We start from the raw sequence: 25,691 nt of genomic DNA on the forward strand, positions 1-25,691 counted from the left end.
ATGAGTAATACTAATAATAAAAAAAGAAAGCTGTCTAAAGCAGATATTGCTTTCTATACATTTAATTCGATATTCATGGCAGCGTTTGTAATTGTTACGCTATACCCTGTTTTGAATACGCTTGCAATTTCATTTAATGACGGTCTTGATGCACTTAGAGGAGGTATTTATCTTCTTCCCAGAAAGTTCAGTATCAAGAACTATATCACAGTATTTAACAAAGACGATCTTCTTGTAGGTGCTTACATTTCAGTTGCAAGAACCGTGGTAGGAACGGCACTTTCGCTTATTGCCTGCGCAATACTTGCATTTATTGTAAGCCGTAAGAATTTCATTTTTGCAAAACAGCTTTCATTGTTCTGGGTTATAACAATGTATGTTAACGGTGGAATGATCCCTATTTTCCTTTTGTACAAGGGACTTCATCTTACAAATACATTCTGGGTATATGTTATCCCCGGAATGGTATCGGCGTTCAACATGCTCGTTATAAGAACATATATGAACGGTATTCCTAACAGTTTTGAGGAATCGGCACAGCTTGACGGTGCAGGATATACAACGATATTCCTTAATATCATTTCACCGCTCTGTAAGCCTGTTTATGCTACTGTAGCTCTTTTTGTGGCTGTATATCAGTGGAACTCATGGTTTGATGTAATGCTTTACAACAGAATGAGTGATAAGCTCACAACTCTTCAGTATGAGCTTATGAAACTTCTTGCTTCTGTAACAAGCCAGAGTACATCGGCTCAGTCAATGAAGAACTCTACAAGCTCCATTACACCTACTTCGATACGTGCGGCTGCTACTATAGTTACGATGCTTCCGATCATTTGTATCTATCCTTTCTTGCAGCAGTACTTTGTAAGTGGACTTACACTTGGTGGTGTCAAGGAATAATGTAAAATATAATATTTTTTTATAGATGCCCTAGGGAAATGTTATCCTTGGGGCATTCTTTTTTTATTGTTTTTTCATCCCCCTAGTAGGCTGATATGTAATATAATGTTGATACAAAAAATTTGACTAAAGTCTTTTTTAACTCACGCCGATAAATAAAAAGTAATTGGAAGCCGTTGTTTATATCAGTATGGAGGATTGCCTATTGACTTCTAGAGATATAAGCTTAATTGCAAAGAGAAAGGTGCGCAATGCATCTTTTGACTTAAAACGACTTGTTGAGATGAGCTGGGGAAAAATAGTTCGTGCTATGGTATCCATGCTGCATGTTTATCTGTGCTTTTGGATTATCGAAACCGGGAATGTAACTCTGTTCAAAGGAGTGCTTCCTGTTTCTTTTATTAGCGGAGCTTTTTTCCTTAATTTCATAATTTTTGCTTTATTCATAGCAATATTGTATCTGATTATCGGAAATGATTATCTTTGCGGAGTTATTTCCATCTCTATTTCTGCGGTTATTGCGATAGCCAATCATTATGTTGTTCTTTTACACGGATTGCCACTTTCATTTCAGGAATTACAGAATTTCGGAACGGCACTTAATGTTATCAGAGGAACTTCATTCACCCTTGATGCGACAGTATTAAAAATATTGGGATTATTCTTTTTCGGATTATTCTTGTTGGCGGGAAAATATATTCTTTGCAAGGAAGATAATTCAACGTGGGGAGAGACACTTTGGAAGAGACTTATATATGCGATCATTGCTTTTGGAATATTTGATATGTTTCTTCTTTCACCTGCTTCAAAAAAGCCGGAGAGCATACTGGCATGGTCATGGCGCGAGGTTTATCCCACATATGGATATGCGCTTTGCAGTCTTGAGTCATTTCAGAATTTGCATAATGTTGTGGAGAAACCAGACGGTTATGAGGTTGCAGATATTCCAACGCTGAATATTTCGACCTGGTATACAGATGAACGGCCTGACATAATAATGATCCTTAATGAAACGTTTTATGATTTTAATGTTGTTACAGACCTTGAGACGGATACGGAATACCTGCCTTACATTTCAAATATGGAGGATATCAAAAAAGGTTATGTGGTTGTTCCAAACGTAGGAGGCGGAACAAATGCCACTGAATATGAGCTCCTTACAGGTAATTCCAATAAGCTGATCAATAATTTTGCTCCGTTTAATGTTATGGATATGAGCGATGGCCTCAGTATTGTTTCTATCTTAAATGAGCTTGGATATGAGACGACAGCAATGCATTCGGAATCGGGTTCCAATTATTCCAGATACAGAGGCTATGAAGAACTTGGTTTTGACAATATTTATTTTGAGGAAAGCTTTAAGGACCTTGAGTACTATGCGGACAGAGTTTATGCCACGGACAAGTCATTATATGACAATATGATAAAAAAATATGAAGAATCCGTTGCACAGCAGACAAAGGATGAATACAAACCGCAATTTATGTATCTTTTGACAATTCAGAATCATGGAAGCTGGGATCAGAATCCGGAAAATGAAGATATAATTCATTCACTTAAGGATTATGGCGGAGCAACATCCGCTTTAAACGAATTTTTGTCATGTATGCAGACTTCAGACAAAGCGTTTTATGATCTCATTCAATACTACAAAAACGTTGAAAGACCTGTGGTTATATGTATGCTAGGAGATCATTGTCCTTCCTTTGCAGGCGATGTAATGGATATGGATATGGCATCCGATATAAAAGAATATAACTTAAGACGAACACCGTTTTTGATGTGGAGTAATTTTGAAACCAATTCGTATTCATGGATTGACAATATAGGAACTATTAGTACCAATTTTATAGTCCCTGAGCTTTTAAAGGAGCTTGAGCTCCCGCGACCTGCTTATTATCAGTATATGACCCAGATAGCGCCAGAGTATCCCGTGCTCGGATCGGGCATGAAATACATGGACTCAGAAGGAACTGTACACTTGTATGATGAAGCGCCGATTGATGTTACCGGATATTTCTATATGGAATACAACAATATCGGCGACAGACAGGGAAATATCCCGGATCTGTTTATGGTGCCGCGATGATTAGAAAAATGACGATTGATGAATTTAATAATGTTTCCAAAGTGGATGAATCGGAAGAAAAGAAAGTTATCCAAAAGGGAGAAATGCGCTTCTTTAAGAGCATAGGTATCTGTTTATATATTCTCTCATTTATTTTGAATATATGGCTGCATGTGATCGTGCTCAGATATGCGCTTAACAAAGTAGAAGCAATGAGCAGTGTGCTGTTCTGGTTGTTTTATACATGGTCATTTATTGCATTTACGCATGCTACGGTGTTCTTCGTTGACTTTATCTTTTCTGTACTTCCTCCGGTTGTAAAGATACTTAACGGAAAGCAAAAGATAAACAATGATTTTTATATGAATACACTGTGGCTTGATTACGACAAGGATAAGCTTCCGGATGTTACTATCTCCATTCCCGTATACATGGAGGAGAACGGAGTTATATTTGAAACTGTCTACAGAAGTAAGCTTGCAGCTGAGGATTATACAAAACAGACCGGTAAAAAATGTAATGTTATTGTTTCCGATGACGGAATAGGGGTACTTCTTAAGGATGTGGGACCGATTTCTTCTCTTGAAGATAAAATTGAAGAATATTCCAAGTGCGGAACAGTTGCCGGAATTGAGGTTGAATCTGATGTATACAGAGTTATAGAGAGAGTTTACTTCTATAGGAAGACCAATGTGAGCTTTGTTGTAAGGCCTCCTTATAACAGACCCGGAATATTTAAAAAATCATCCAATCTTAATTATACGCTCAGGATCGGAGGCAGGGTTGATGAAGGTCATACAGTTGATGAGCTTGTAGGTGAAGGTTGCGAGTTTGAAGGCGGACATGCTGAGGGCAATATCCATACAAATTCGATAATACTTCTTATAGACAAGGATTCCGGACTTCATCCTGAAATAATCAGCGCGATAGTACCTGAGTTTACAAGAGATGATAAGCTTGCATACGTACAGTGCGCAACAAAAGCGTCAAACATGGAAGAAAACTTCTTTGCAAGACTCTCAGGAAGACAGGTTAATAATAATAATCAGAATGTCTTTCCGTGTATGGCTCTCAAGGGAATATTTGTCCCGCTTGTAGGACATAATGTGTTTATCAGAAGAGAAGCGCTTGCTAAGCTTGGCTACTGGCATGAACACAGAGTTTCCGAAGATTTCGATCTTGCGATAAGGCTCTATGCAAGAGGCTGGCACGGCAAGTATGCACAGGTTCACGGACTTGAATTTACGGAGTATGCTTCAAGAACATATTCAGAAGATGCCATGAAGGAATATAGATATACATACGGGCTGATCGAGATGTTCTTAAGCGGAACAATGGAGTGGGGCAAGACCAGATGGTATGACGCTTTTTACATGATCATCTATTTCATAGCAAGGATAAACAACGCATTGCTCCTTCCGTATATTGTTATCATTACAATAAGCGGCATGCTTGACCTGATGTTCTGGGGTTATGCCATCTGCTGCATAGTATTTATTGTACTTCCGTCACTCAGGACTATATTACTCGGAAGGCAAATAAAGAAAGAATATCTATTTAGGATTTCGGAGAGCTTTTTGATGTTTTTCACATTCTCAGGATGTACATTCCCTGCAGGTGCGGGAGCTGTAAAGTATTTCCTTAATGTGATAACCGGAAAAGAGCATGCTTTCCCGGCTACATCAGTAAGTACGCTGGTATATTCATTTAAAGAAGGACTCAGATTCATTTACAAATACTTCCTGAAAAATAAAGGCGTTTTAGTTGTATTTGTATTCTGTGTCGAGAGAATAATTCATATATATCTGTATTCACCGCGACTCGGAAGCGCAGAGGTTGCTTGTATATCAGAGCTGTTTCTGATAGCATTTGCTCCGTTCTTCATGACACCGCAGTTGTTCCAGCGAAAGAAAGGCGGAATTTTGGTACGAAGGGAGTACGATAATATGCTGAAATGTTTAAATGCTTCTGTTTTCTTTAAAGAAGGAAGACGATTCATCGATGAAAATGTTGATAAGGCACTTTATCTCTATGCAGTTGAGATTGACAACTTCCACGTGCTCAACCTTTGGTACGGACATGATGTGGGAGAAGAATATGCTGACAGAATAGGTGATAAACTTGCGAGCATAATTGATAAGTTCGGTGGCGTTCCCGGACATATCTCCGGCGGAAACTTTATCTGCATCGTGCCAAACGGAGATGCTCTTTTGAATCAGGTGCAGAATGAGATGTCTGAACATGTTAAGACTGATCCGAAGTTTATGGGATTTTTCCCGCTTATAAGTGTTTATGAGATAAACGATCCAAGTCTTGCCATTGAGACAATGTATGACAGAGCACTTATTGCACTTGACGGTCTTAGAGGAAATCTCAAAGAGCGTTCTGTCCATTACAACTCTGATATGGATAAGAAGCTCGATGCTGAAGTTAAGATGCTTAGGGATGTCCGTAGAGGTATAGATAATGATGAGTTTACATTCTTTGTACAGCCCAGATGCGATATAAATACCGGAAAGATCGTAGGTGGAGAGGCGCTTGTTCGTTGGAAACACAGAGAGCGCGGATTTGTAAGTCCCGGTGAGTTTATTCCCGTGCTTGAGAAATCAGGTCTTACACTTATCGTCGATCAGCTTATATGGGAAAAGGTTATAGCATGGCAGGGTAAAAGAATTAAAGAAGGAAACGAGAGTATTCCGATATCGATCAACATAACCCGTTCGGATCTTTTTGCAATAGATGTAAAGAAGACACTTGAGGATCTTTGCGAAAAGTACGGTGTTCCGCATAACAAGGTAATGATCGAGATTTCCGATAAAACATATAACGATGTTGATAAAGATGTCCTTGACATGATCAAAGAGCTTTCGGATGACGGATTCCCGCTTATAATAGACGGTTTTGGAAGCGGATATTCATCTATGATAATGCTTCAGGCTATACAGCCCGATATTATCACATTCAATATGAAAGTTCTGAATGATGAAGAAGGACATATAACAAAGGCTGCTTTGATACTTCGTACAGTTGCGAACTGTGTGGAAGTTATGGATATTCCGCTTGTTGTTAAGACGGTTGAGACTGAAGAACACGATAAATATCTTAAGAATTTTGGCTGCAAGTACGCTCAGGGATTCTTCTACTACAAGCCTATGGAAGTCAGCGAACTTGAAAGAATTATAAAGTCAAGTGACAAGGTTGATTTCAGAGGAATAACCGGTGGACAGGGTGAAACTATTGAAGAAGCATTTGAAAATGAGCAGGCTGAAGGAAAAGGTTTTTTGCATGACTTAACCGATATAAGACAGTATGTGAGAAGAAAAGTGGGGATTGAGTGAAAGAAAAGCTTAAAAAGAAGCCTTTAGCAATCATGATATTTATGGCTGCCAGCTTTCTGCTGGCAGTCCTTTGTGTTGCCTATTCTGTGTATTATCAGAATTCTATAGAACTGACGGAGAAATACGGAAAAGAGAAAGGGCTTGCGCTTGTTTCCCTTAAATCCGCGATTAATGACATGTCAGAGAATTCGGGTGATGAGAAAGGGCTCTTTTTGCTTGCTTCTTATGATTCAGAAGAGCAGGGCCGGAAAGATGTTGCCTATTCGTACGACAATGCTCTGTGTGCGCTTGCATTTATGGCAGATGGAGATAAAGAATCTGCATCGGGGATTCTTGATGCTTTTGTATATGCTGCCATTAATGACAGAGGTGATGTGCAGAGAGTGCGAAACGCTTATGTTGCGGGAAATATCAAGGGAGATGTGTACGGAAGTGTGAGGCTCCCCGGATATTATGATACTGAGCGCGATATGTGGATTGAAGATCCGTCGCTTGTCGGAAGCAGCAGCGGAAATCTTGCGTGGGTTTCGCTGGCACTTCTTTGGTATGACAAATTATACGGAGAGGAAGAGGACACATATCTTTATGTCAAAACGGCTGCAGCCCTTATGGAATGGGTACTTGATAATTGTGCGGATGAAAATCCCGGATATATTGCGGGAATAAACGGATGGCCTGAGAGTGATGCATCAAAGGGGCAGGTGCTTAGCTATAAGTCTCTTGAACACAATGTGGATTGCATGGTTGCATTTGAAGCACTCTATGAGATAACGGGAGATGAGAGATATCATGAGGCTTCACAGAGCGCTTTGAGTTTTATAAAGAGCATGTATGATGCGAAAAAAGGATATTACTATACAGGGACTTCATCTGACGGTGTGACGCCCAATACCGAGTCTGTGGTTCTTGATGCGCAGGTGTGGACGGCGCTTGCGGTTGATGACGCCGGCAAAAACGGCCGCGTTAGGAAGAATATCAGGAAAATGAAGACTTCCGACAAAGGATATGCATTTTGTCTTGATGAGGCAGCAGGCGGATTCTGGGCAGAGGGAACGGCTTTTACTGCGCTTTATTATCTGGAATGCGGAAAGAAAAAAGATGTTTATGAGGCTATGGATGCCTTATGTTCAATTCAGAAGGTTGACGGGCGCATTCCGGCGTGTTCGGGAGACAGCATAAACACGGGGATGGAGCTGTTTAACGGCGCCGCATGGGTATATGATAACAGCCCGCATATAGCACCGGCAGCTTGGTTTGTTATGGCAATTGACGGGTTTAATCCTTTTGATATTGATATTTCGGATGAGGATAAAGGCAGGTATGAAAGCGTACGGCTTATGCATGAAGTAAGTGATGTTTCGGGGATGCGTACGCTACTTTGCAAAGAGCAGCTTATCATTCATGCGGCAGGGCGTTATGTCACGGGTGACGGGAAGGAGCTCTTTTACACAAATAGTTCGGAAGCATTGGAGAATGCATATGAAGCCGGCAGGAGAGTGATTGAGATGGATTTTATGTTCACGACTGACGGATATCCGGTGTGTGCGCACAATGCCGACGGAGAGTGGGCTTTGGGATTTCCTTTTGCAAATGCGCCTACACATGAAGAGTTTATGAATTCAAAGGTCTACGACTGTCTGACTCCTCTTGATATATACGGACTTATTGATTTTATGCGGGAACATACAGACCTGTATATCGTTACCGATATGAAAGATGCGCTTTGGAGCGGCACAGATAAGTTTGAGGTGCTTAAAAAGTGTGCACCTGATCTGATGAATCGCTTTATTATCCAGATATATCATGATGAGGAATATGATATCGTGAAAAATCTGGGATTTCCGTATGTTATTTACACTTTGTATGCTGCGGATGAGGATGAAAGAGAGCTCGCGGCTATTTTAGGTGCCTGCCGCAATATGGAGCTTGTCGCGCTTACAATGCCTGATGTCTGGGTGGATGATGCGGGTTTTGTTTCTAAAGTGAATGAAACGGGAGTGCCGCTCTTTGTTCATACCATCAATGATGAAAAAGAGAGGGAGCGTTTTGGGGCGCTTGGGGTTAAGGGCTTTTATTCTGATTATTTTCAATAAATTCTATTGAGATTTTGATATTTATTTTATGTAAACATGTAATATAATATATACGACATGATATATTATATTACGTGTTTTTTGTGTTTTCTTGAAATTGTTGATTTCGGATAACAGATTATTTTTTACTTTAGGAGGCATTTCGAAATATGAAAAAGAAAGCAGGAAAGACAACCATAGGTGCAAAACTTCTCAGTATTTTAATACCGATGGTCACGGTATCGATTGTTTTTGTTATTGTTTTTCTCAGCGCACAGGCGAGGGGGATAATAATCAATCTGGCAACATCATCCCTTGAAAGTGATTCGGGCAAAAACGCTGCAAATGTCGGCGTCAAGATGTCAAATATATTGTATGCTTTCGACCAGAATATTAAGACTATAAACAGTCTTGGGCTTAAAGATAAAGCAGATATAGAAAAAGCTCTTGAAAGAACTCTTGATCTTACCGATATGGCGCCCAACGGTCTTTATGGTGGAATGGAGAACGGAACATGGATGGATCCGTCCGGATGGGAACCTGATGCGGACTATGTAATAACCGAGAGGGATTGGTATAAGCAGGCCCTTGGTCATGAAGAGTTTGTAATTGGCGATCCTTATGTCGATGAAAGTACAGGTGGCATAGTTGTTACCGCATCAAGAGAAGTAACTCTTTCAAATGGCAATAAAGGTGTGTTTGCGGCAGATCTTGAGCTTAATTCTATAGTTGAGGAAGTTTCGCAGTACAAACCGCTTGGATTGGGAACTTCAATGCTTTTCTATAATGATTTCATTCTTTCAGGCGATCAACCTGAATATAACGGAAGCACGATATCGGCACATTCTGATGATGAGCTTCTTAATGGGATAAAAACACATCTTAGTGCGGATTCCGGCGTTTATGAAGTGAAGGCTTATGGAAAGACTTATTATGTTGCGACATCTGCTGTTGCCGGAACACCGTGGACAATGGTCTCGGTTGTGGATAAAGGTGAAGTTTTAAAGGACATGAATGCTTTTCAGATTATCTGCTTTGTTGTAACGATTGTGCTTATAGTACTGATCGGAGTGGTAATGCTTACTCTTACCAAGAAGTTCATTTCAGCACCTGTATCTGCGCTTATTGATAATATTGACAATATTACCAAGGGAGATTTTTCTGTTGAGATAGATTGTAGCGGTAATGATGAGATAGGCGTAATGAACCGCTGCATGAATGAATATGTTGAGAGTATGAGAAAGACTCTGGGGCAAATGCAGACTGTTACTCACAAGCTTTCTGATGAGGCAAAGTCTAGCCAGGATGCTTCGGGTAATCTTTATCGTGAAGCAGAAGAGCAGAGTAAATCCATGGAACAGATAAGAGATACCATGGGAGGCATATCCAATTCTGTCAATGAACTTGCAGAGAATGCGACTACGCTCGCACAGGCTGTTGCGGACCTTACAGAAAAGGGTAATTCCACAAGTCAGACTATGGAAGATCTGCTTAAGCAGGCTGATAAGGGGCAGAGCGATATGGAGAATCTTAAGTCCAGCATGTCGATAGTTGCGGATTCCATGTCTGATATGAATGATGTGGTTCTTAGAGTTGATGAGTCGGCGCAGAAGATTAATTCCATTGTCGGAATGATCAATTCAATTTCTTCGCAGACAAACCTGTTGTCACTTAATGCTTCAATTGAGGCTGCAAGAGCGGGTGAAGCAGGTAAAGGATTTGCGGTTGTCGCTGATGAGATCGGTAATCTTGCAAATGAGAGCTCAAATGCTACAAAAGATATTTCTGAGATCATTGCCGATATCACTGAGCAGATAAAGAATCTGTCAGAGAAGGCGATGACAAATATGGATGAGATCACACACGGAACAGAAGCAGTTACTACAGCAGAGGAAACATTCGGTGTTATCTTCCGCGATCTAAACGAGACAGGAAGTATCATGAATGATATGATCACGAAGATGAATGAGGTTAATGATATCGCATCTTCTGTTGCTGCTATCTCAGAAGAGCAGTCTGCAAGTACCATTGAAGTAACCGATACAGTCGAGGCTGTGGTTGATTCGGCTCTTCAGGTCGCAAGTGAAAGCAAAGACGTTGATCAGTCGGCTCAGACTGTTGCGGATTCAGCCGGCCAGATAGGCGACTTTGTAAATACATTTAAGATCGGGTGATGATAGGACCGGTATTTTAGTGTGATGTCTTGGTGAAAGAGGCGATGTTTAGAGGCATTTAAGATGAGAATTTTCGGGGAAACGTATGAGTAAAGGCTTCCCCGAAAATTTTTTTGAAAAAAATTCAAAATGGGTGTTGACGAACCCCACATACTTTGCTATTATAAACAAGTCGCCGCGAGAGAAACGACGACGGAATGCGGAAGTGTCGGAATTGGCAGACGAGCAAGACTAAGGATCTTGTGACTGTTTATGTCGTGTGGGTTCAAGTCCCATCTTCCGCACGAAATAAAAGGATCAACTCAAAAGAGTTGGTCCTTTTATTTTGCGCGGAAGGGGACTCTCACCAAGCAGCTTCGCTGCTTGGGTTCTGGGATTCACACTAAACTCGCGTACCGCTCGTCAAGTGTTCACCAATGGCTCGCACTAAGCTCGTGCTGCGCCTGAGGCTTGCACTTGCTAAGTGCTCTGCTCAAAGGCCCATTGGCTTCGCGGGTAGTAAAGAGATTTAATTCAGAATGCAAATTTAAAATTTGTTTTTTATTGATAATTGTGATACATTTTTATGTTGATAAATGTGCTCTATATGTATGTGAATGGTATGCGTGTATTTTTTGATGAAGTATGCACGACGACATACTATACAAAGAGTCGCGAGCGACTCTTTATTCTTGCTTTTCAGTTGGCGTTCGCCAAATTATTACAATGATTTTTGGGATTTATTGTTGAGTGAATAGGGATGGCCTTGGGAATGTTTGTAGGGAGGACTGTACAGAGGAGCTGCAGAGAATGTGTGTGGTGCAAAAAGACGAAAGAGCACCGCACAGAGGAGCTGTGGAGGATGTGTACGGTGCAAAAAGGCAAATAAGCACCGCACAGGAAAGCTGCGGACGATGTGTACGGTGCAAAAAGGCGAAAGAGCACCGCACAGGAGAACTGCAGAGAATGTGTGTGGTGCAAAAAGACGAAAGAGCACCGCACAGGAAAGCTGTGGAGGATATGTACGGTGCAGAGAGGCGAAAGAGCACCGCACAGGAAAGCTGCGGAGGATATGTACGGTGCGGAAAGGCAAATAAGCACCGCACAGAGGAGTTGCAGAAGATATATACGGTGCAGAAAGACAGAAAGACAAAAAGACAGAAAGACAAAAAGACAGAAAGACGAAAAGAAAAAAAGACAAATAATAAGCATCATACAGAATTCAGAAAGGAAAAAGTATAAATGATAGATTACAAAAATGAGTTAATTGAACAATTTAATGAAATTCGAGGGATGATCAATACTCTTGAGAAAAGGAAAGCGAGATATAAAGGCTTTGAAGGTGGCAAAATTTTAGTTACATCCTGCCGCGGTGTTCCGCAATACTATTTTCGCAAGAAATGTGACAAGAAAAGAGAGTATATAAGATCTGAGAGGAAAGATGTGATACGCCTCCTGCTTCAGAGAGATTATGACGAGAAGCTTTTGCGTGAATTAAAATCGCTGATGAAGAGGATGGAGATTTTTATAAAAGGATATGATATTGAAATAATCGATAAAATATACATGGGGCTGTGTCGCGGAAGAAAAGAGATGATAAGCCCGATACAGCTTACGGAAGAAATGAGAATTGAAGAATGGTACAACAAGCTTAATGGTGGAAAGAACTCTGTAGAAATGGCTGTTGCTTATAAAACAATTAAAGGGGAGGCGGTCAGGTCCAAATCAGAGAAGATTATTGCAGATTATTTATATAGCATGAAGGTACCGTATGTATATGAGCCGGAATTTGTGTTAAAGGATAAAAGACATGTCTTTCCGGACTTTGCATTGTATAGCGCAAGAAAGAATAAAACAATTTATTGGGAGCATCTGGGGCGTGTTGACGATCCTGACTATGCGGTTAAGAATCTTAAAAAGCTGATAGCATATGAGAAAAGCGGATTAGTGCTAGGTGATACATTGCTTATATCTACGGAATGTGCAGAAAGTCCGCTTGATTTTGAAACTGTAAAAAAGAAACTTGAAGCAGTTTTGTGAATGGAAAAAGAGAGTAGTCCAGATGAGTAGGTATTCTTGATTGTAAAAATCAAAAAAACGCATTTACATAGAGACTCGTGTGATAAAGATAATACATTAGTACAGCATATTGAAATAAGCAGTATCATTTAGATAAATATGAACTTTCTGCGAATTCCCTTTTGAAATAGTTAAAATATGTTAAAAATTATGTTATTCTTATGCACGGGTTAAGCGCTAATAGATTTTTTTAGACACAAGGAGAAGTACATGAAGAAAAAAAGTTTTTTAGCGAAGATATTGATTTTTGCTCTTGTTTTGGCTACAGTTGCGCCTGTTGATGTTCACGCGAATTCAAATGATGATAATAAAGCGGCGCTTGCGAAGAGGAGCGATCTTGATGAGTCGGGTAAGATGCTTAAGACAAGCAAAACAATTGATGGTATAAAGTATTCACTTACCATTGATCTTACCAAGTGGGACGGATATACAGATGTTGAACAGTTCGATCATATAGAGAATCTTTTTTATGAAGTATATCCTCAGATGTACAGGAGATTCGGAGATTATAAAAATGCTACAACAGATGTTACGATAGCGATTGAAAATGAAGGCTATGAAATTGCTTCGGCTAATTCAAAGAAGAACAGGATTCACCTTCATGATAAGTATTTGGACAAGCACTATGATCATTTCGATGTTCTTACACATGAGCTTGCGCACATTGTGCATGGCGGTTTTGTCAGGGATAATCTAGAGTTCCCTAAATATTCGGAAGTATTTGCAGATTATTGCAGATATATTTATGCATACAAAGACGGAAGATACAATGACAAGAACTGGGTTCTTCCCGATGCCAATACTCAGAAGACACGCGAAAGTTCTGTAAGATTTTTGGTATGGCTTGATAAGGAAACATCTTCATCCAGTCGTGATATTATCCGCGATTTCTTTGAAGTTTGCTGTATGTCGGACTTCAAGAAGGATAAATGGGGAGAGATGTGGAAGAGTCTTTTCAAAGGTACCAAGTTTGAAGGCAAGACAATAGATGAGGTGTGGGAGATATACAAGAAGTCTGACTTTGCATATATTTCCGCAAAAGCACCCGATAAGGATACAAAGTCCGAACTTCTTAAGAAAACTGACGTAAGGAACTTTATAAGAAAGAACAGCTATACATTCAAGAATAAATAAAAAGAGTAACAGTTATAGGATTAAGTGGTATCATATATGTAAAATGATTTCAATTTTGTATTACGAGTATATGAAAGGGGGATCTGTTATATGGAACCGCAGAATGTTGGGGATATTGTGGCTGAAAAAGCTACGGATAATGTTACGGCTACTGCAATGCAAGGCAATCTTTCGGAGAGCCTTCTTGCCGAGATGCGAGATTTGTCAAAGAAAAGACTTTTTTTCCAAAGGATAGCGACATGTTGTCTGGCGGGGGTGTTTTTGACTGTATTTACAGCATGTTTGATCGTTGTCCCGAAGGCGATGACAACGCTTACAAATATCAACAATGCCGCAGTTAAGGCCGGAAGTTCGCTTGATGATATCGATACGATGACGGAGGATATCACGACAGCGACGAACAATCTCAATGAATTGGTTTCAAATAATTCCGTAAAACTTACGGATGCGGTTACATCTTTATCTCAAATTGATTTTGAGGGGCTCAATAAGGCAATCACCGATCTTCAGACCGCGGTGGGACCTATGGCCAATCTTATGAAAGGGTTTAGATAATTGCGAAGGGAGACATTATGGGTATGAATTCTACAGAAGAGAAGATAAAAGAGATAGCAAGAGAAGTTTCCAAGGCAACTGAGCCTGTTATAAAGGAAGCAAAAAAGGCTGCAGGACCTATCATCAGAGATGTCAAGGAAGCTGCCAAGCCGTACACGCAGAAGGCAGAACCCTATCTTAAAGATATCAAGGGAAAAGCCGAACCGTACATAAAAGATATCAAAGGTAAAGCTGCGCCTGTATATTCGGATGTAAAAACCAAGGCAGAGCCTTACATCAAGGATATCAAGGAAAAGGCAGAGCCCTATCTTAACAAGGCAAAAGAAAAAGCGGCCAAGACCACATGTAAGGAAGAAGTATTTGTTCAGTACAACCATCATGAGATAAAGGCAGCGGATATAATCGACAGGGCAAAAAAAGATTATGTGAGCAAAGGGCATAAGGCTACATCGATCAAAGAGATCCAGGTATATATAAAGCCTTCAGACAATGCTGCATATTATGTGGTAAATCATACTGATACAGGTAAGGTTGAGTTTTGATAACATGGCAATAGAGCGAAAAGAATTTTTTAATTTAATGCATTATGAATACGGTGAGGCTTATTTTGGGAGTTATAAGGGAATGAGATACAGACTTGCAAGAGAACCTCTTGAAAATGTAAAGTTTGTTCCCGTTGACCAGAGAGGGCCGGCGACTTTGATGGCTACAGTGTGGCCTGAACCGTATTCTTACGGTAAGACCGATAAGTCACTTATGACAAGTGAGAATTTTGAAGTGAGCGAAGATGGCTTTACAAAGGCTGTTGAATGGATAAATGAACAGTATGAAGCACGCTTTGCATTGCAAAAATAATTTTTTTAAAAATAAAAAAGGATTTACGAAACCCACGTCGAATAATAAAGATGTGGGTTTCATTTTCCTACAAAAAGATTTGCAACTCAAAAAATTCTAATAGAAAGAAGACGAAAATTGAAAATTCGTGAACAACTAGAAGAAAGAGAAACACAGATCTTAAGCAAACATGCTACACTCAGCATGAATTCCAAAGGTAGAGAAAAAGCTGAAAAACCTTGTGATATAAGACCCTGCTTTCAAAGAGACAGGGATAGGATTCTTTATTCCAAATCGTTCAGAAGATTAAAAGATAAGACACAGGTTTTTCTGGCGCCTGACGGAGATCATTACAGGACCCGCATGACGCATACTCTTGAGGTATCGCAGAATGCGAGGACTATTTCCAAAGCTCTCATGCTTAATGAGGATCTTACGGAGGCGATAGCGCTTGGGCACGATCTTGGGCATACTCCTTTCGGGCATGCCGGTGAGAGAGCGCTTGATGCGGTTGTTCCCGGAGGATTCAGGCACAACGAGCAGAGCCTTAGGATAGTTGAAAAGCTTGAGAACTACGGACAGGGACTTAATCTTACGCGTGAAGTTAAAGACGGTATCCTCAATCATGAGCTTAATCTCACGCCTTCAACGCTTGAGGGTAAGGTTGTAAGACTTTCCGATAAGATCGCATATATGCATCACGATATGGATGATGCGATCCGTGGCGGAATCATGAAAGAGAGCGACGTTCCCGAGGAACTTGCCAAGGTTATAGGGCATACCAACGGAGAGTGGCTTGATACGTTTATCCATGACATAATCGCAACAAGCATGGATAAGGACGATATCATGATGTCGGAGGAAATATACGACGCATTTTTGAAGCTGCGGAAGTTCATGTTTGAAAGAGTGTATACCAATCCCGAGGCCAAGGGGCAGGAGGGAAAGGTAGAAGTTATGATAAAGATCCTCTATCATCATTATCTTGATCATGAGGAGAAACTCCCGGATTACCTTAAAGCAATGATGGCAGCAGGTGAATCCAAAGAGAGAGTTGTCTGTGATTATGTGAGTTCCATGACGGACAGATATGCAGTTTCAGTTTTTGAAGAAGTATATGTTCCGCGCTCATGGACAGTACTTTAATAGAAAAACAAAATATTCAGGAGACCTAAATTGCGCTACTCAGATGAAATAATAGAAGAGGTGCGCTCCCGCAGCGATATTGTGGATGTGATCGGGCAGTATGTTCATTTGCAGAAAAAAGGTTCGAATTACTTCGGACTATGCCCTTTTCACAATGAGAAATCAGGTTCGTTCTCAGTATCGCCGCATAAGCAGATGTTTTACTGTTTCGGATGCGGAACAGGCGGGAATGTCATCACTTTTTTGATGAAATATGACAATTTAACTTTTCAAGAGGCTATCAAGCAGCTTGCCGAGAGAGCGGGCGTCAAACTGCCCGACGAAGACAATTCGCCGGCAGCAAGAGCCATGAGAGACAAGCGGCAGATTCTTCTTGATATCAATAAAGAAGCCGCAAAGTATTACTACTACCAGCTGCGCGGAAAGAGCGGACAAAAAGGCATGGAGTACTTCAGGAACAGACAGCTTTCCGATGAGACCATGCAGCATTTCGGGCTTGGTTATGCCAATATCTCAAGTAACGATCTTGTGAAACACTTAAAGAGTCTTGGTTATAACGACAGCCAGATAATTGACGCGGGACTTGCTTCTCATGATGAGAGGATGGGGACACATGACAAGTTCTGGAACAGAGTAATGTTTCCGATTCAGGATGCGTCGCAGAAGGTAATAGGATTCGGCGGACGTGTTATGGGCGACGGTAAGCCCAAATATCTAAATTCCCCTGAAACACTTATATTTGATAAGAGCAGAAACCTGTTCGGCCTTAACTATGCCAAAAATGCCAGAGCGGGCTACATGATAATCTGCGAGGGTTACATGGACGTTATAGCTATGCATCAGGCCGGCTTTAATATGGCTGTTGCATCGCTCGGTACTGCATTTACTGCGGGACAGGCCATGATACTTAAACGCTATACCGATGAAGTCATACTGTCATACGACAGCGACGAGGCTGGAACGAAGGCGGCGCTTCGTGGAATAGGAATTCTTAAGGCGGCGGGGCTCAAGGGCAAAGTCCTTGACCTTAGGCCACACAAAGACCCAGATGAATTTATCAAGAATGAGGGAAAAGAAGCTTTCGAAGAGAGAATACGAAATGCCGAGAACACGTTCTTTTTCGAAGTAAGAGTCATGCAGTCCAAACATGATATGTCAGATCCCGAGTCAAAGACTGAGTTCCACAGGGCTCTTGCCAAGAAATTATGTGAGTTTGAAGAAGCTCTCGAGAGAGAGAATTATATAGAGGCTGTAGCAGCCAAGTACAATATAGCTGTTGACGATCTGAGAAGACTTGTCGCTCATTACGCTTCGCAGGGCGGAATTGTAAGACCCGCGGAGAAACCAAAGAGCGGAATTCAGAAAAAGAATCTTCCCGAAGACGGCGCGAGGAAGAATCAGAGACTTCTTCTTACATGGCTTACGGATGAACCGGCTATTTTCCCTAAGGTAAAGAAGTGGGTAGCTCCCGATGACTTTACCGACGAGCTCTACAGAAGTGTTGCGAACGAGCTCTTTGAGGGAATGGAGCGCGGTAATTTTTCACCGGCGGCTATTTTGGATAGATTTACAGATGAAGAACAGCACAGCAAAGTCGCTGAGATGTTCAATACCAATCTCATCGAAATAGAAACGAGGGACCAGAGGAAAAAAGCGTTCAGAGATATAATTTACGGAGTAAAATCCGCAGGATACGAACGGCAGAAGAGAGAACTAAAACCTGACGATCCCGAGTTTTTGACAAAGACAATACAGGGCAAAAAAGATCTTGAGAAACTGGCGCATGCCGATATCTCACCCGATGACTGATCGCCCGAAAATGGCATTTTTATCAGACATTACGCAGAATATTTGCAAATACAATAAAAACAGAAAAGGAAAAACAATATGACAAAGAAGGTTACGGATACTACAGAAAAAGAGACAAAGAAGGTTTTAAAGGCAGCGACTCCCGCAAAGAAGTTGTCTGCAAAGGCACCTGCCAAGAAGGATGCGGATAAAAAGGAAACTGAAAAGGCTTCTGCAAAGAAGGTATCTGCAAAGAAGGAAGAAGAAAAAGAGACAGCCAAGAAGCCTGCAAAGAAGACTGCGGAGGCTACAGAGACCAAGAAGGCTTCCAAGAAGTCAGATGATGCCAAAACTACCAAAAAGGGCGGAAAGAAAGCTGATGAAAAGGCTGCTTCAAAGGATGGAAAGGGTGAAGTTATCGATGATGCTACAAGAGAACTTTTTACTCAGAAGATAAAAGAAATTCTTTCTCTTGCAAAGAAGAAGAAAAATGTTCTTGAGTATTCAGAGATAAGCGATTTCTTCGCAGAGCTCAGCTTAAATGAAGATCAGATGGACAATGTGCTTGAAGTTCTTGAGAATTCGGGAATCGATGTCCTTCGTGTTTCTGACAATGACGAAGATGACATCCCGGATGATGATGACATGATGCTCTCCGAAGAGGACGAGGTTGATATGGAGAATATCGATCTCTCTGTTCCCGACGGAATCAGCATTGAAGATCCTGTAAGAATGTACCTTAAGGAAATCGGTAAGGTTCCGCTTCTTACGGCAGATCAGGAGATCAATCTTGCAAAAGAGATGGAAGCAGGACTTGAAGCTGAAAAGGAACTTGCAGAGAGCAAGGAGAACGGAACAAAGCTTTCAAAGAGCAAGCTTGACGAGATCGAGATGGCTATCTATAAGGGAGATGAGGCGAAGAAGCGCCTTGCTGAAGCAAACCTTCGTCTTGTTGTAAGTATCGCCAAGAGATATGTGGGAAGAGGAATGCTTTTCCTTGATCTTATTCAGGAAGGTAACCTCGGACTTATCAAAGCTGTAGAGAAGTTCGATTTCCGTAAGGGATTTAAGTTCTCGACATATGCTACATGGTGGATCAGACAGGCTATCACAAGAGCTATTGCCGATCAGGCGAGAACAATCCGTATCCCTGTACATATGGTTGAGACTATCAACAAGCTTATCCGTGTAAGCCGTCAGCTCCTTCAGGAACTCGGACGTGAGCCTATCCCTGAGGAAGTTGCAAAAGAGATGAACATGCCTGTTGAGAGAGTAAGAGAAATCCTTAAGATATCACAGGAGCCTGTTTCACTTGAGACACCTATCGGTGAAGAGGAAGACAGCCATCTTGGTGATTTCATTCAGGACGACAACGTACCTGTACCTGCAGATGCAGCAGCTTTCACACTTTTGAAGGAACAGCTTGTTGAGGTTCTCGGAACTCTTACAGAGCGTGAGCAGAAGGTATTAAGACTCCGTTTCGGTCTTGATGACGGAAGAGCAAGAACTCTTGAAGAAGTAGGTAAGGAATTTAACGTAACCCGTGAGCGTATCAGACAGATTGAGGCAAAGGCACTCAGAAAGCTTCGTCATCCAAGCCGCAGCCGCAAGCTCAAGGATTATCTTGATTGATGAATATGACTAATAAGAATAATGACATAAATAATGACGTGGCGCTAAAGATGTCCGTCCGCTTGAGGAAGATAGCAGAGCTCCTTCGAGGCCCTGAGAAATTAAGAGCGGCTGATGTCGGATGCGACCACGGATATGTATCCATATATCTTGTCACGCATGGCATTGCGAAGTCTTGCATTGCCATGGATGTGAGAAGCGGTCCGCTTTCCGGGGCAAAAGAAAATGTGGCTGAATACGGACTCTCGGATATCATAGAGACGAGACTTTCGGACGGATTAAAAGAGCTTGAACCCGGAGAAGCCGATGCACTTGTGATCGCGGGCATGGGCGGAAATCTCATGAGAAGGATCCTTGAAGAGGGGAACCCTAAAAAGCTTGGAATAAATACGGCCGTTTTGCAGCCTCAGTCCGATATAGCCGATTTCAGACAGTTTCTAAGAGACAGCGGATATGTGATAACAGATGAGAAGGTAATTGAAGAAGACGGAAAGTTCTATTTTCCCATGAAGGTAAGATTGGAAAAGGGGACATTTTCAGAATCTTACTGCGAAGAAGCTTTTGATAAAGCTTTTGAGCTTATCAAAAAGACAGATGCGGATATCGGGGAAGAGCAGCTTCTTAGGATATGCAACAGATACGGAGAGTGCAATCTTATTAATGGAGATGAGACTTTGAAAAGGTATCTGCTTCATGGCAAAAAAGTATGCGAATCCATATTGAAGAGCCTTGATAAAGAGGGACACGCAGACAGGGTAAGGGAAATTGTTACCGAACTTTCGGATTTGGATGTTGCATTAAAGACAATGCGGTGATTTTTAAAAGGAGAGCGGTATGCCTATAATAACAATCAATAATGTAGCAAAAGAATATAAAAAAGGCACGAAATTCGAGGATATAGCAAAAGAGTATCAATCGGAGTGTAAATACAGGATCGCGGCGGTTCTTTTTAACGGAAAGATAAGAGAACTTATGAAGGAAGTAAAAAAGGACGGGGAAGTATCCTTCCTTACTTTTGGGGATAACATAGGTCATAAGACTATGAGAAGAACTGCGGTCATGATGTTTGTAAAGGCAATAAGGGATGTTGCCGGAAAAGATGAGGCTTCTGCCGCAAAGATAGAATTTCTTATCTCGAACAGCTATTATTGCACACTTCACGGAGCAGAGGTTACGGATGAACTTGTAAAAAAGATCTCTGACAGATTTCAGGAGCTTATCGACAAGAAGATTCCTATCACAAAGAGTGTTTATCCTATAGATGATGCGATAGAACTCTTTAAAAAGATGGGAATGACGGACAAGGTTGCCCTTTTGAAATACAGAAGAAGTTCTGAGATCAATATATACAAGCTTGAGGATTTTTATGACTATTTTTACGGTTATATGCTTCCGAACACTTCATATATTGAGCATTACAAGATCTCAAGACATGGCGACGGCATCATGCTGACACTTCCTTCAAGGATGAATCCGGATAAACTTGTTATGTCTGAGCCAAGAGAAAAGCTCTTTAATACTATGAAGCTTGCGAGCGAGTGGGGAAGAATGATGGGAATCGACAATGTCGGCGACCTCAACAACCGCGTCTGCGAGGGCAGGATCAATGAGATGATACTTATTCAGGAATCTCTTCAGGAGAGAAGAATAGGTGAGATCGCGCAGAAAATCCAGGAGCGCAAGGATGTTAAGTTTGTTATGATAGCAGGCCCCAGTTCATCGGGAAAGACAAGTTTTGCAAACAGATTGTCCATTCAGCTTAGAACTTATGGACTTGTGCCGCATCCCATAAGCCTTGACAATTACTTTGTAGACAGAGAGCTGACACCTCTTAACGAGGATGGAAGCTATAATTTCGAGTGCCTCGGAGCTATGGATATTGAGAAGTTTAATGAAGATATGTCAGCTCTTTTGCGCGGAGAAGAAGTTGAACTTCCCGAGTTTAATTTCATCACGGGAAAAAGAGAGATGAACGGCAATATCATTAAACTCGGAGATAACGATATTCTTGTTATCGAGGGTATTCACGGACTTAACGAGAAGATGTCTTATGCACTTCCCGCAGAGTCCAAGTTTAAGATTTATATAAGCGCACTTACCACGCTCAGCATCGATTCACATAACAGAATTCCTACAACAGACGGAAGACTTCTTAGAAGAATCGTAAGAGATGCAAGGACAAGAGGAGCTTCCGCAAAGAAGACCATAAGCATGTGGGCTTCAGTCAGAGCGGGTGAAGAAGAGAATATCTTCCCGTTCCAGGAAGAGGCTGATGAGATGTTTAACTCGGCTCAGATATATGAACTTGCGGTAATAAAGCCGTTTGCGGAGCCGCTTCTTTTCTCGATAGAAAAGGGGGAGCCCGAGTATTATGAGGCAAAAAGACTTCTTAAGTTCCTTGACTATTTTGTAAGTGTGGACAGTTCAATGCTTCCGAGAAACTCTATTTGCAGAGAATTTGTGGGCGGAAGCTGCTTCAAGGTTTGACGATAATGAAATATTGTAAGGAATATTGGGATGATGTCAGGCTCGTAGCCGGCAGCATTCCCGGAATAGACAAACTTTATAAGAAAAAAGTTCTTATCACAGGTGCGACAGGGATGCTCTGTTCACCTGTGGTTGACATTATATCTCTTTTAAACAGGGAAAAAGATGCGGGCATAGAGCTTGTGTTAGCCGGAAGAAATGAGCAAAGATGCAGTGACAGATTTAGAGGTGCTCTTGAAGATGGTAATTATAAGTTTATTAAATATGACGCGAACAGTGCAGAAAAGCTTGATGTTACTGCTGATTATATAATTCATGGAGCAAGTAATGCGGACAACAGGAGATTCTTAAAAGAGCCTGTTGAGACTCTTTTGTCCAATATAATAGGACTTAAGGCTCTTCTGGACCTTGCGGCTGAGAATAAGGGCAGCAGGCTTTTATTTGTTTCATCGAGTGAAGTCTACGGAAACAGAGAGCGCTTTTCCTATGATGCCGGAGGCGAGATAGCGGAGGATGAATATGGATATGTCGATATCCTTAGTTCAAGATCATGTTATCCTTCGGGAAAGAGGGCGGCTGAGAGCCTGTGTGCAAGCTATATCGATGAATATAGCGTAGATGCCGTTATTGTAAGGCCGGGATATATCTACGGGCCTACGATAAATCCTACAGACAGCAGGGCATCTGCTGCATTTACACTTGATGCGGCTGCGGGAAGAGATATCATCATGAAGAGTAAGGGCGAGCAGCTTAGATCGTATTGTTATATGCTTGACTGTGCATCGGCTCTTTTGAGCGTGTTATTAAACGGAGAATGTGGCGAAGCATATAATATCTCAAACAAAGATTCAATTGTGACAATACATGATGTGGCTGAGTGTCTTGCCAAAGCTGGCGGCGTTAAAGTTGTATTTGAGATTCCTACGGACGAGGAGAAAAAGAGCTTTAATCCCATGAAAAACTCGGTCCTTGATGCGGCGAAGCTTGAGAATCTCGGATGGAAAGCTTATTTTGGCCTCGATGAAGGAATTGTGAGAACGCTTCGGTTCTTATGATTTCGGCCTTTTTATGGGAGGTTAAAATCACTGACAGGCAGACAGATGCAGGCTCCGTCTGATTTTTGGAGTAGTATTCCGTGATATTCTCCGGTTGCATCAAAAAGTCCGCTTCCTGACATACCTTCCTCGACATCGCACATGCAATAGATAACGTCGTGACCGATCATTGGATTAAATACCGAGGGAGTATCGACGATTCCCATTGAGGCTGTATTTGTCAGGGTATCTATTATGAATATCTGCTCCTCGCAATCGGGGAGCTCTTTTGAAGGACGTACGCTTCTGTAAGAGGCTACGTCTTTTTTGTTTGCGCTATTATTTGAAGCGCGGTCGACTTCGATAAGAGCAATGTCTTTTACATCATCTCTGAAAGTTACCGTGCCTTCACAGGTTGCGCCGTCAAAGAAGGTAATAGTGCAATTATCTTCTGCGGCGACGTGAGATGCGGTGACAATCTTTATATTTTTTCCGGTAATCGCCCAGATATTGCCACTACCCATGTAATCACCCGATTCTATCTTGGTTGATGATGGGGAGACAACGTCGATCGCGATATTTATGTCTGCATCTTTTTCGGGAATCTCATCTGTCAGATATCTTTTTAAAGGTTTGCTGTCATCGTGGAAAAGCCTGATGAACAGCGGGATTGCCACGAGTAGAACAAGTACTGATATGAGAATAAAAAAATTTTTTTTATTTTTTTTTATTTTCTGCAACATTTTTCATTCCTCTGTTGTTTATAAAGTAAAGCAGCCAAATTATTATAACAAAAAGCTGCACGGAGGGAAAATTATGAAAAAGACAATCAGAAAAGGTTTAAATGGAATCGTAAGCATGGCGCTTGCAACAAGTTTACTCGTTGGATGCGGCGGAGCAAGTACTGCACCGGCTACTGAGGCGGAGAGTCCGTCTTATTCGGATCAAGCTACTGATGAAGCTTGCAAAAATGCAGCAGAACCTATGGAGGGAGAATACAATAGCTGTGAAGAACCCTATGAGTATTTTGAACCTGAGAATAATGAGACTTATGAAAAGCCTGATGAAAACGGAGCTACACTTGTAAGCGCCAACCCGCTCTCGACATTTGCTATGGATGTGGATACTGCATCTTATGCAAATGTAAGACGAATGATCGAAGATGGATATACCAAGGAGAGTATTCCTGCCGATGCTGTAAGACCTGAGGAGTTTTTGAATTATTTTTCATATGATCTTAATGCACCTAAGAACGGTGATGTGTTTGGGGTTACTACTGAGATCTCGGAGTGCCCTTGGAATAAGGATCACAAGATGATGTTTGTCGGACTTAAGACGGGAGGTATGGATACGGAAGAGATTCCTGTGAGTAATCTTGTATTTCTTATCGACGTTTCCGGTTCAATGAAATCTGATGACAAGCTTCCTCTTCTCAAGAAGAGTCTTAATGAGTTTGTTGACAATTATGCAGGTGAGGGAAGATTATCTATTGTTACTTATTCGGGAGAAGAGAAAGTTCTTTTAGAGGGTGAGAATCTTAATAACAAGAAAGAGATAAAAAGAGCGATCAACGGCCTTACTGCAAACGGATGCACCAACGGACAAAGGGGCATGGAGAGAGCATATGAGATAGCTGCAGAAAACTTTGTTGAAGGTGGAGTAAACAGAGTCATCATGGCCACAGACGGAGATCTCAATGTTGGAATCTCAGATCCCGACGATCTTGAGAATTTTATTAAAGAGAAAAAAGAAACAGGTGTATTTTTATCGGTACTCGGCTTTGGAACAGGAAATATAAAGGATGCAAGCATGCAGAGACTTGCGGATTGCGGAAACGGTAACTATTCTTATATCGATTCCATGATGGAGGCAAAAAAGGTTCTCGTGGAAGAGATGAGCGCAACCATGGTTACTGTTGCAAAAGATGCAAAGATACAGGTTGAGTTTAATCCCAAGAAGGTTAACAGCTACAGACTTATCGGATATGAAAACAGACAGCTTGATGCGGCTGATTTTAACGATGACAAGAAGGATGGCGGAGAAGTCGGCGCAGGACACAGCGTTATAGCTTTGTATGAGATCACAACAGCAGACAGCGAGAAAGCGATCAATCTCAAGTATCAGGATGGCGACAAGAAGGATTACGGCGATGAGTATGCAACTGTAAATGTAAGGTACAAAGAGCCCGAAGGATCTGAGTCAAAGCTTTCAAGCTATGCGGTTTCTGATTCGGATGTCAAAGAGGCAAGTGACAATATGAAATTTGCGCAGATCGTTGCGGAGTTTTCACTTATTCTTTCAGACAGTGATTATAAGGGTGATGCCAGCTTCGATCATGTAATAAATACATATTCCGAGATCGGAAAGAGGGATGAATACAAGGATGAGTTTATCCAGCTTGTAAGGATGGTGGCTAAGAGAGAACTATAAATGTTATAATATCTATGTTATCTGTAATGTGCATGGAA

19 protein-coding genes and 1 tRNA gene are annotated in these 25,691 nt (G+C 41.4%); 19 read left to right on the forward strand and 1 reads right to left on the reverse strand.

Annotated elements, in window-relative coordinates:
• The 18 genes from T356_RS0102050 (at position 1) to T356_RS0102135 (ending at position 23,244) form a co-directional block, all read left to right on the forward strand.
• Positions 1-903: a carbohydrate ABC transporter permease gene (locus T356_RS0102050; protein ID WP_026513062.1), complete on the forward strand. Its 903-nt coding sequence runs from the start codon at positions 1-3 to the stop codon at positions 901-903.
• Between the two features lie 205 nt (positions 904-1,108).
• Complete coding sequence (locus T356_RS0102055) at positions 1,109-2,992, forward strand: LTA synthase family protein (RefSeq protein ID WP_026513063.1); 1,884 nt, start codon at positions 1,109-1,111, stop codon at positions 2,990-2,992.
• Positions 2,989-6,309, forward strand: a complete 3,321-nt coding sequence (locus T356_RS0102060; RefSeq protein WP_026513064.1) for an EAL domain-containing protein — start codon at positions 2,989-2,991, stop codon at positions 6,307-6,309. The genes T356_RS0102055 and T356_RS0102060 overlap by 4 nt, the downstream gene beginning before the upstream one ends.
• A complete protein-coding gene (locus tag T356_RS0102065) occupies positions 6,306-8,402 on the forward strand; it encodes a glycerophosphodiester phosphodiesterase family protein (RefSeq protein WP_026513065.1) in 2,097 nt (698 codons plus the stop codon). The genes T356_RS0102060 and T356_RS0102065 overlap by 4 nt, the downstream gene beginning before the upstream one ends.
• 149 nt (positions 8,403-8,551) lie before the next feature.
• On the forward strand, positions 8,552-10,555 hold the full coding sequence (locus T356_RS0102070; protein WP_026513066.1) for a methyl-accepting chemotaxis protein: 2,004 nt from the start codon (positions 8,552-8,554) through the stop codon (positions 10,553-10,555).
• Positions 10,556-10,754: 199 nt separating this feature from the next.
• Positions 10,755-10,839: transfer RNA gene (locus T356_RS0102075), tRNA-Leu, on the forward strand.
• Between the two features lie 505 nt (positions 10,840-11,344).
• Complete coding sequence (locus T356_RS0102080; protein ID WP_026513067.1) at positions 11,345-11,776, forward strand: hypothetical protein; 432 nt, start codon at positions 11,345-11,347, stop codon at positions 11,774-11,776.
• A complete protein-coding gene (locus T356_RS18055; protein ID WP_051563088.1) occupies positions 11,777-12,574 on the forward strand; it encodes a hypothetical protein in 798 nt (265 codons plus the stop codon).
• 249 nt (positions 12,575-12,823) lie between these two features.
• Positions 12,824-13,747: a hypothetical protein gene (locus T356_RS0102090; protein ID WP_026513068.1), complete on the forward strand. Its 924-nt coding sequence runs from the start codon at positions 12,824-12,826 to the stop codon at positions 13,745-13,747.
• Between the two features lie 90 nt (positions 13,748-13,837).
• Complete coding sequence (locus T356_RS0102095; RefSeq protein ID WP_026513069.1) at positions 13,838-14,302, forward strand: hypothetical protein; 465 nt, start codon at positions 13,838-13,840, stop codon at positions 14,300-14,302.
• 23 nt (positions 14,303-14,325) lie between these two features.
• The gene (locus T356_RS20065; protein WP_155838947.1) at positions 14,326-14,844 is read left to right on the forward strand and encodes a DUF6465 family protein; all 519 of its coding nucleotides are present in this window, start codon (positions 14,326-14,328) and stop codon (positions 14,842-14,844) included.
• Between the two features lie 82 nt (positions 14,845-14,926).
• Positions 14,927-15,157, forward strand: coding sequence for a hypothetical protein (locus T356_RS18065; protein ID WP_242846539.1), 231 nt, complete (start codon positions 14,927-14,929; stop codon positions 15,155-15,157).
• Between the two features lie 117 nt (positions 15,158-15,274).
• The gene (locus T356_RS0102110) at positions 15,275-16,282 is read left to right on the forward strand and encodes a deoxyguanosinetriphosphate triphosphohydrolase (protein WP_026513070.1); all 1,008 of its coding nucleotides are present in this window, start codon (positions 15,275-15,277) and stop codon (positions 16,280-16,282) included.
• A gap of 30 nt (positions 16,283-16,312) precedes the next feature.
• Positions 16,313-18,091 carry a DNA primase gene (gene dnaG / locus T356_RS0102115; RefSeq protein WP_026513071.1) on the forward strand — a complete coding sequence of 593 codons (1,779 nt, stop codon included), beginning with the start codon at positions 16,313-16,315 and terminating at the stop codon, positions 18,089-18,091.
• Positions 18,092-18,487: 396 nt separating this feature from the next.
• Positions 18,488-19,702, forward strand: a complete 1,215-nt coding sequence (gene rpoD / locus T356_RS0102120; RefSeq protein WP_026513072.1) for an RNA polymerase sigma factor RpoD — start codon at positions 18,488-18,490, stop codon at positions 19,700-19,702.
• A complete protein-coding gene (locus T356_RS18070; protein WP_051563090.1) occupies positions 19,702-20,517 on the forward strand; it encodes a class I SAM-dependent methyltransferase in 816 nt (271 codons plus the stop codon). Before rpoD ends, T356_RS18070 begins: the two co-directional genes overlap by 1 nt.
• Before the next feature lie 19 nt (positions 20,518-20,536).
• Positions 20,537-22,189, forward strand: coding sequence for a nucleoside kinase (locus tag T356_RS0102130; protein ID WP_026513073.1), 1,653 nt, complete (start codon positions 20,537-20,539; stop codon positions 22,187-22,189).
• A gap of 5 nt (positions 22,190-22,194) precedes the next feature.
• Complete coding sequence (locus T356_RS0102135) at positions 22,195-23,244, forward strand: NAD-dependent epimerase/dehydratase family protein (protein ID WP_035780202.1); 1,050 nt, start codon at positions 22,195-22,197, stop codon at positions 23,242-23,244.
• A gap of 11 nt (positions 23,245-23,255) precedes the next feature.
• Here T356_RS0102135 and T356_RS0102140 read toward each other — a convergent pair whose 3' ends face one another.
• Entirely contained in the window at positions 23,256-23,966 is a 711-nt protein-coding gene (locus tag T356_RS0102140; protein ID WP_026513075.1) for a S1 family peptidase, read from the reverse strand.
• Between the two features lie 73 nt (positions 23,967-24,039).
• On the opposite strand from T356_RS0102140, the gene T356_RS0102145 reads away from it, so the two are divergent.
• Complete coding sequence (locus tag T356_RS0102145) at positions 24,040-25,653, forward strand: vWA domain-containing protein (RefSeq protein ID WP_026513076.1); 1,614 nt, start codon at positions 24,040-24,042, stop codon at positions 25,651-25,653.
• Positions 25,654-25,691: the final 38 nt, after the last annotated feature.

The sequence above is a fragment of the Butyrivibrio sp. LB2008 genome (genome assembly GCF_000621565.1).
Classification (GTDB): domain Bacteria; phylum Bacillota; class Clostridia; order Lachnospirales; family Lachnospiraceae; genus Butyrivibrio.

What these genes read in the sequence shown, in the direction of transcription:
- T356_RS0102050 (WP_026513062.1), top strand. Translation starts at nt 1, where the DNA reads ATGAGTAATACTAATAATAAAAAAAGAAAGCTGTCTAAAGCAGATATT.
- T356_RS0102060 (WP_026513064.1), top strand. Translation starts at nt 2,989, where the DNA reads ATGATTAGAAAAATGACGATTGATGAATTTAATAATGTTTCCAAAGTG.
- T356_RS0102070 (WP_026513066.1), top strand. Translation starts at nt 8,552, where the DNA reads ATGAAAAAGAAAGCAGGAAAGACAACCATAGGTGCAAAACTTCTCAGT.
- T356_RS0102080 (WP_026513067.1), top strand. Translation starts at nt 11,345, where the DNA reads ATGTGTGTGGTGCAAAAAGACGAAAGAGCACCGCACAGAGGAGCTGTG.
- T356_RS18055 (WP_051563088.1), top strand. Translation starts at nt 11,777, where the DNA reads ATGATAGATTACAAAAATGAGTTAATTGAACAATTTAATGAAATTCGA.
- T356_RS0102090 (WP_026513068.1), top strand. Translation starts at nt 12,824, where the DNA reads ATGAAGAAAAAAAGTTTTTTAGCGAAGATATTGATTTTTGCTCTTGTT.
- T356_RS0102095 (WP_026513069.1), top strand. Translation starts at nt 13,838, where the DNA reads ATGGAACCGCAGAATGTTGGGGATATTGTGGCTGAAAAAGCTACGGAT.
- T356_RS20065 (WP_155838947.1), top strand. Translation starts at nt 14,326, where the DNA reads ATGAATTCTACAGAAGAGAAGATAAAAGAGATAGCAAGAGAAGTTTCC.
- T356_RS18065 (WP_242846539.1), top strand. Translation starts at nt 14,927, where the DNA reads ATGAGATACAGACTTGCAAGAGAACCTCTTGAAAATGTAAAGTTTGTT.
- T356_RS18070 (WP_051563090.1), top strand. Translation starts at nt 19,702, where the DNA reads ATGAATATGACTAATAAGAATAATGACATAAATAATGACGTGGCGCTA.
- T356_RS0102130 (WP_026513073.1), top strand. Translation starts at nt 20,537, where the DNA reads ATGCCTATAATAACAATCAATAATGTAGCAAAAGAATATAAAAAAGGC.
- T356_RS0102135 (WP_035780202.1), top strand. Translation starts at nt 22,195, where the DNA reads ATGAAATATTGTAAGGAATATTGGGATGATGTCAGGCTCGTAGCCGGC.
- T356_RS0102140 (WP_026513075.1), bottom strand. Translation starts at nt 23,966, where the DNA reads ATGTTGCAGAAAATAAAAAAAAATAAAAAAAATTTTTTTATTCTCATA.
- T356_RS0102145 (WP_026513076.1), top strand. Translation starts at nt 24,040, where the DNA reads ATGAAAAAGACAATCAGAAAAGGTTTAAATGGAATCGTAAGCATGGCG.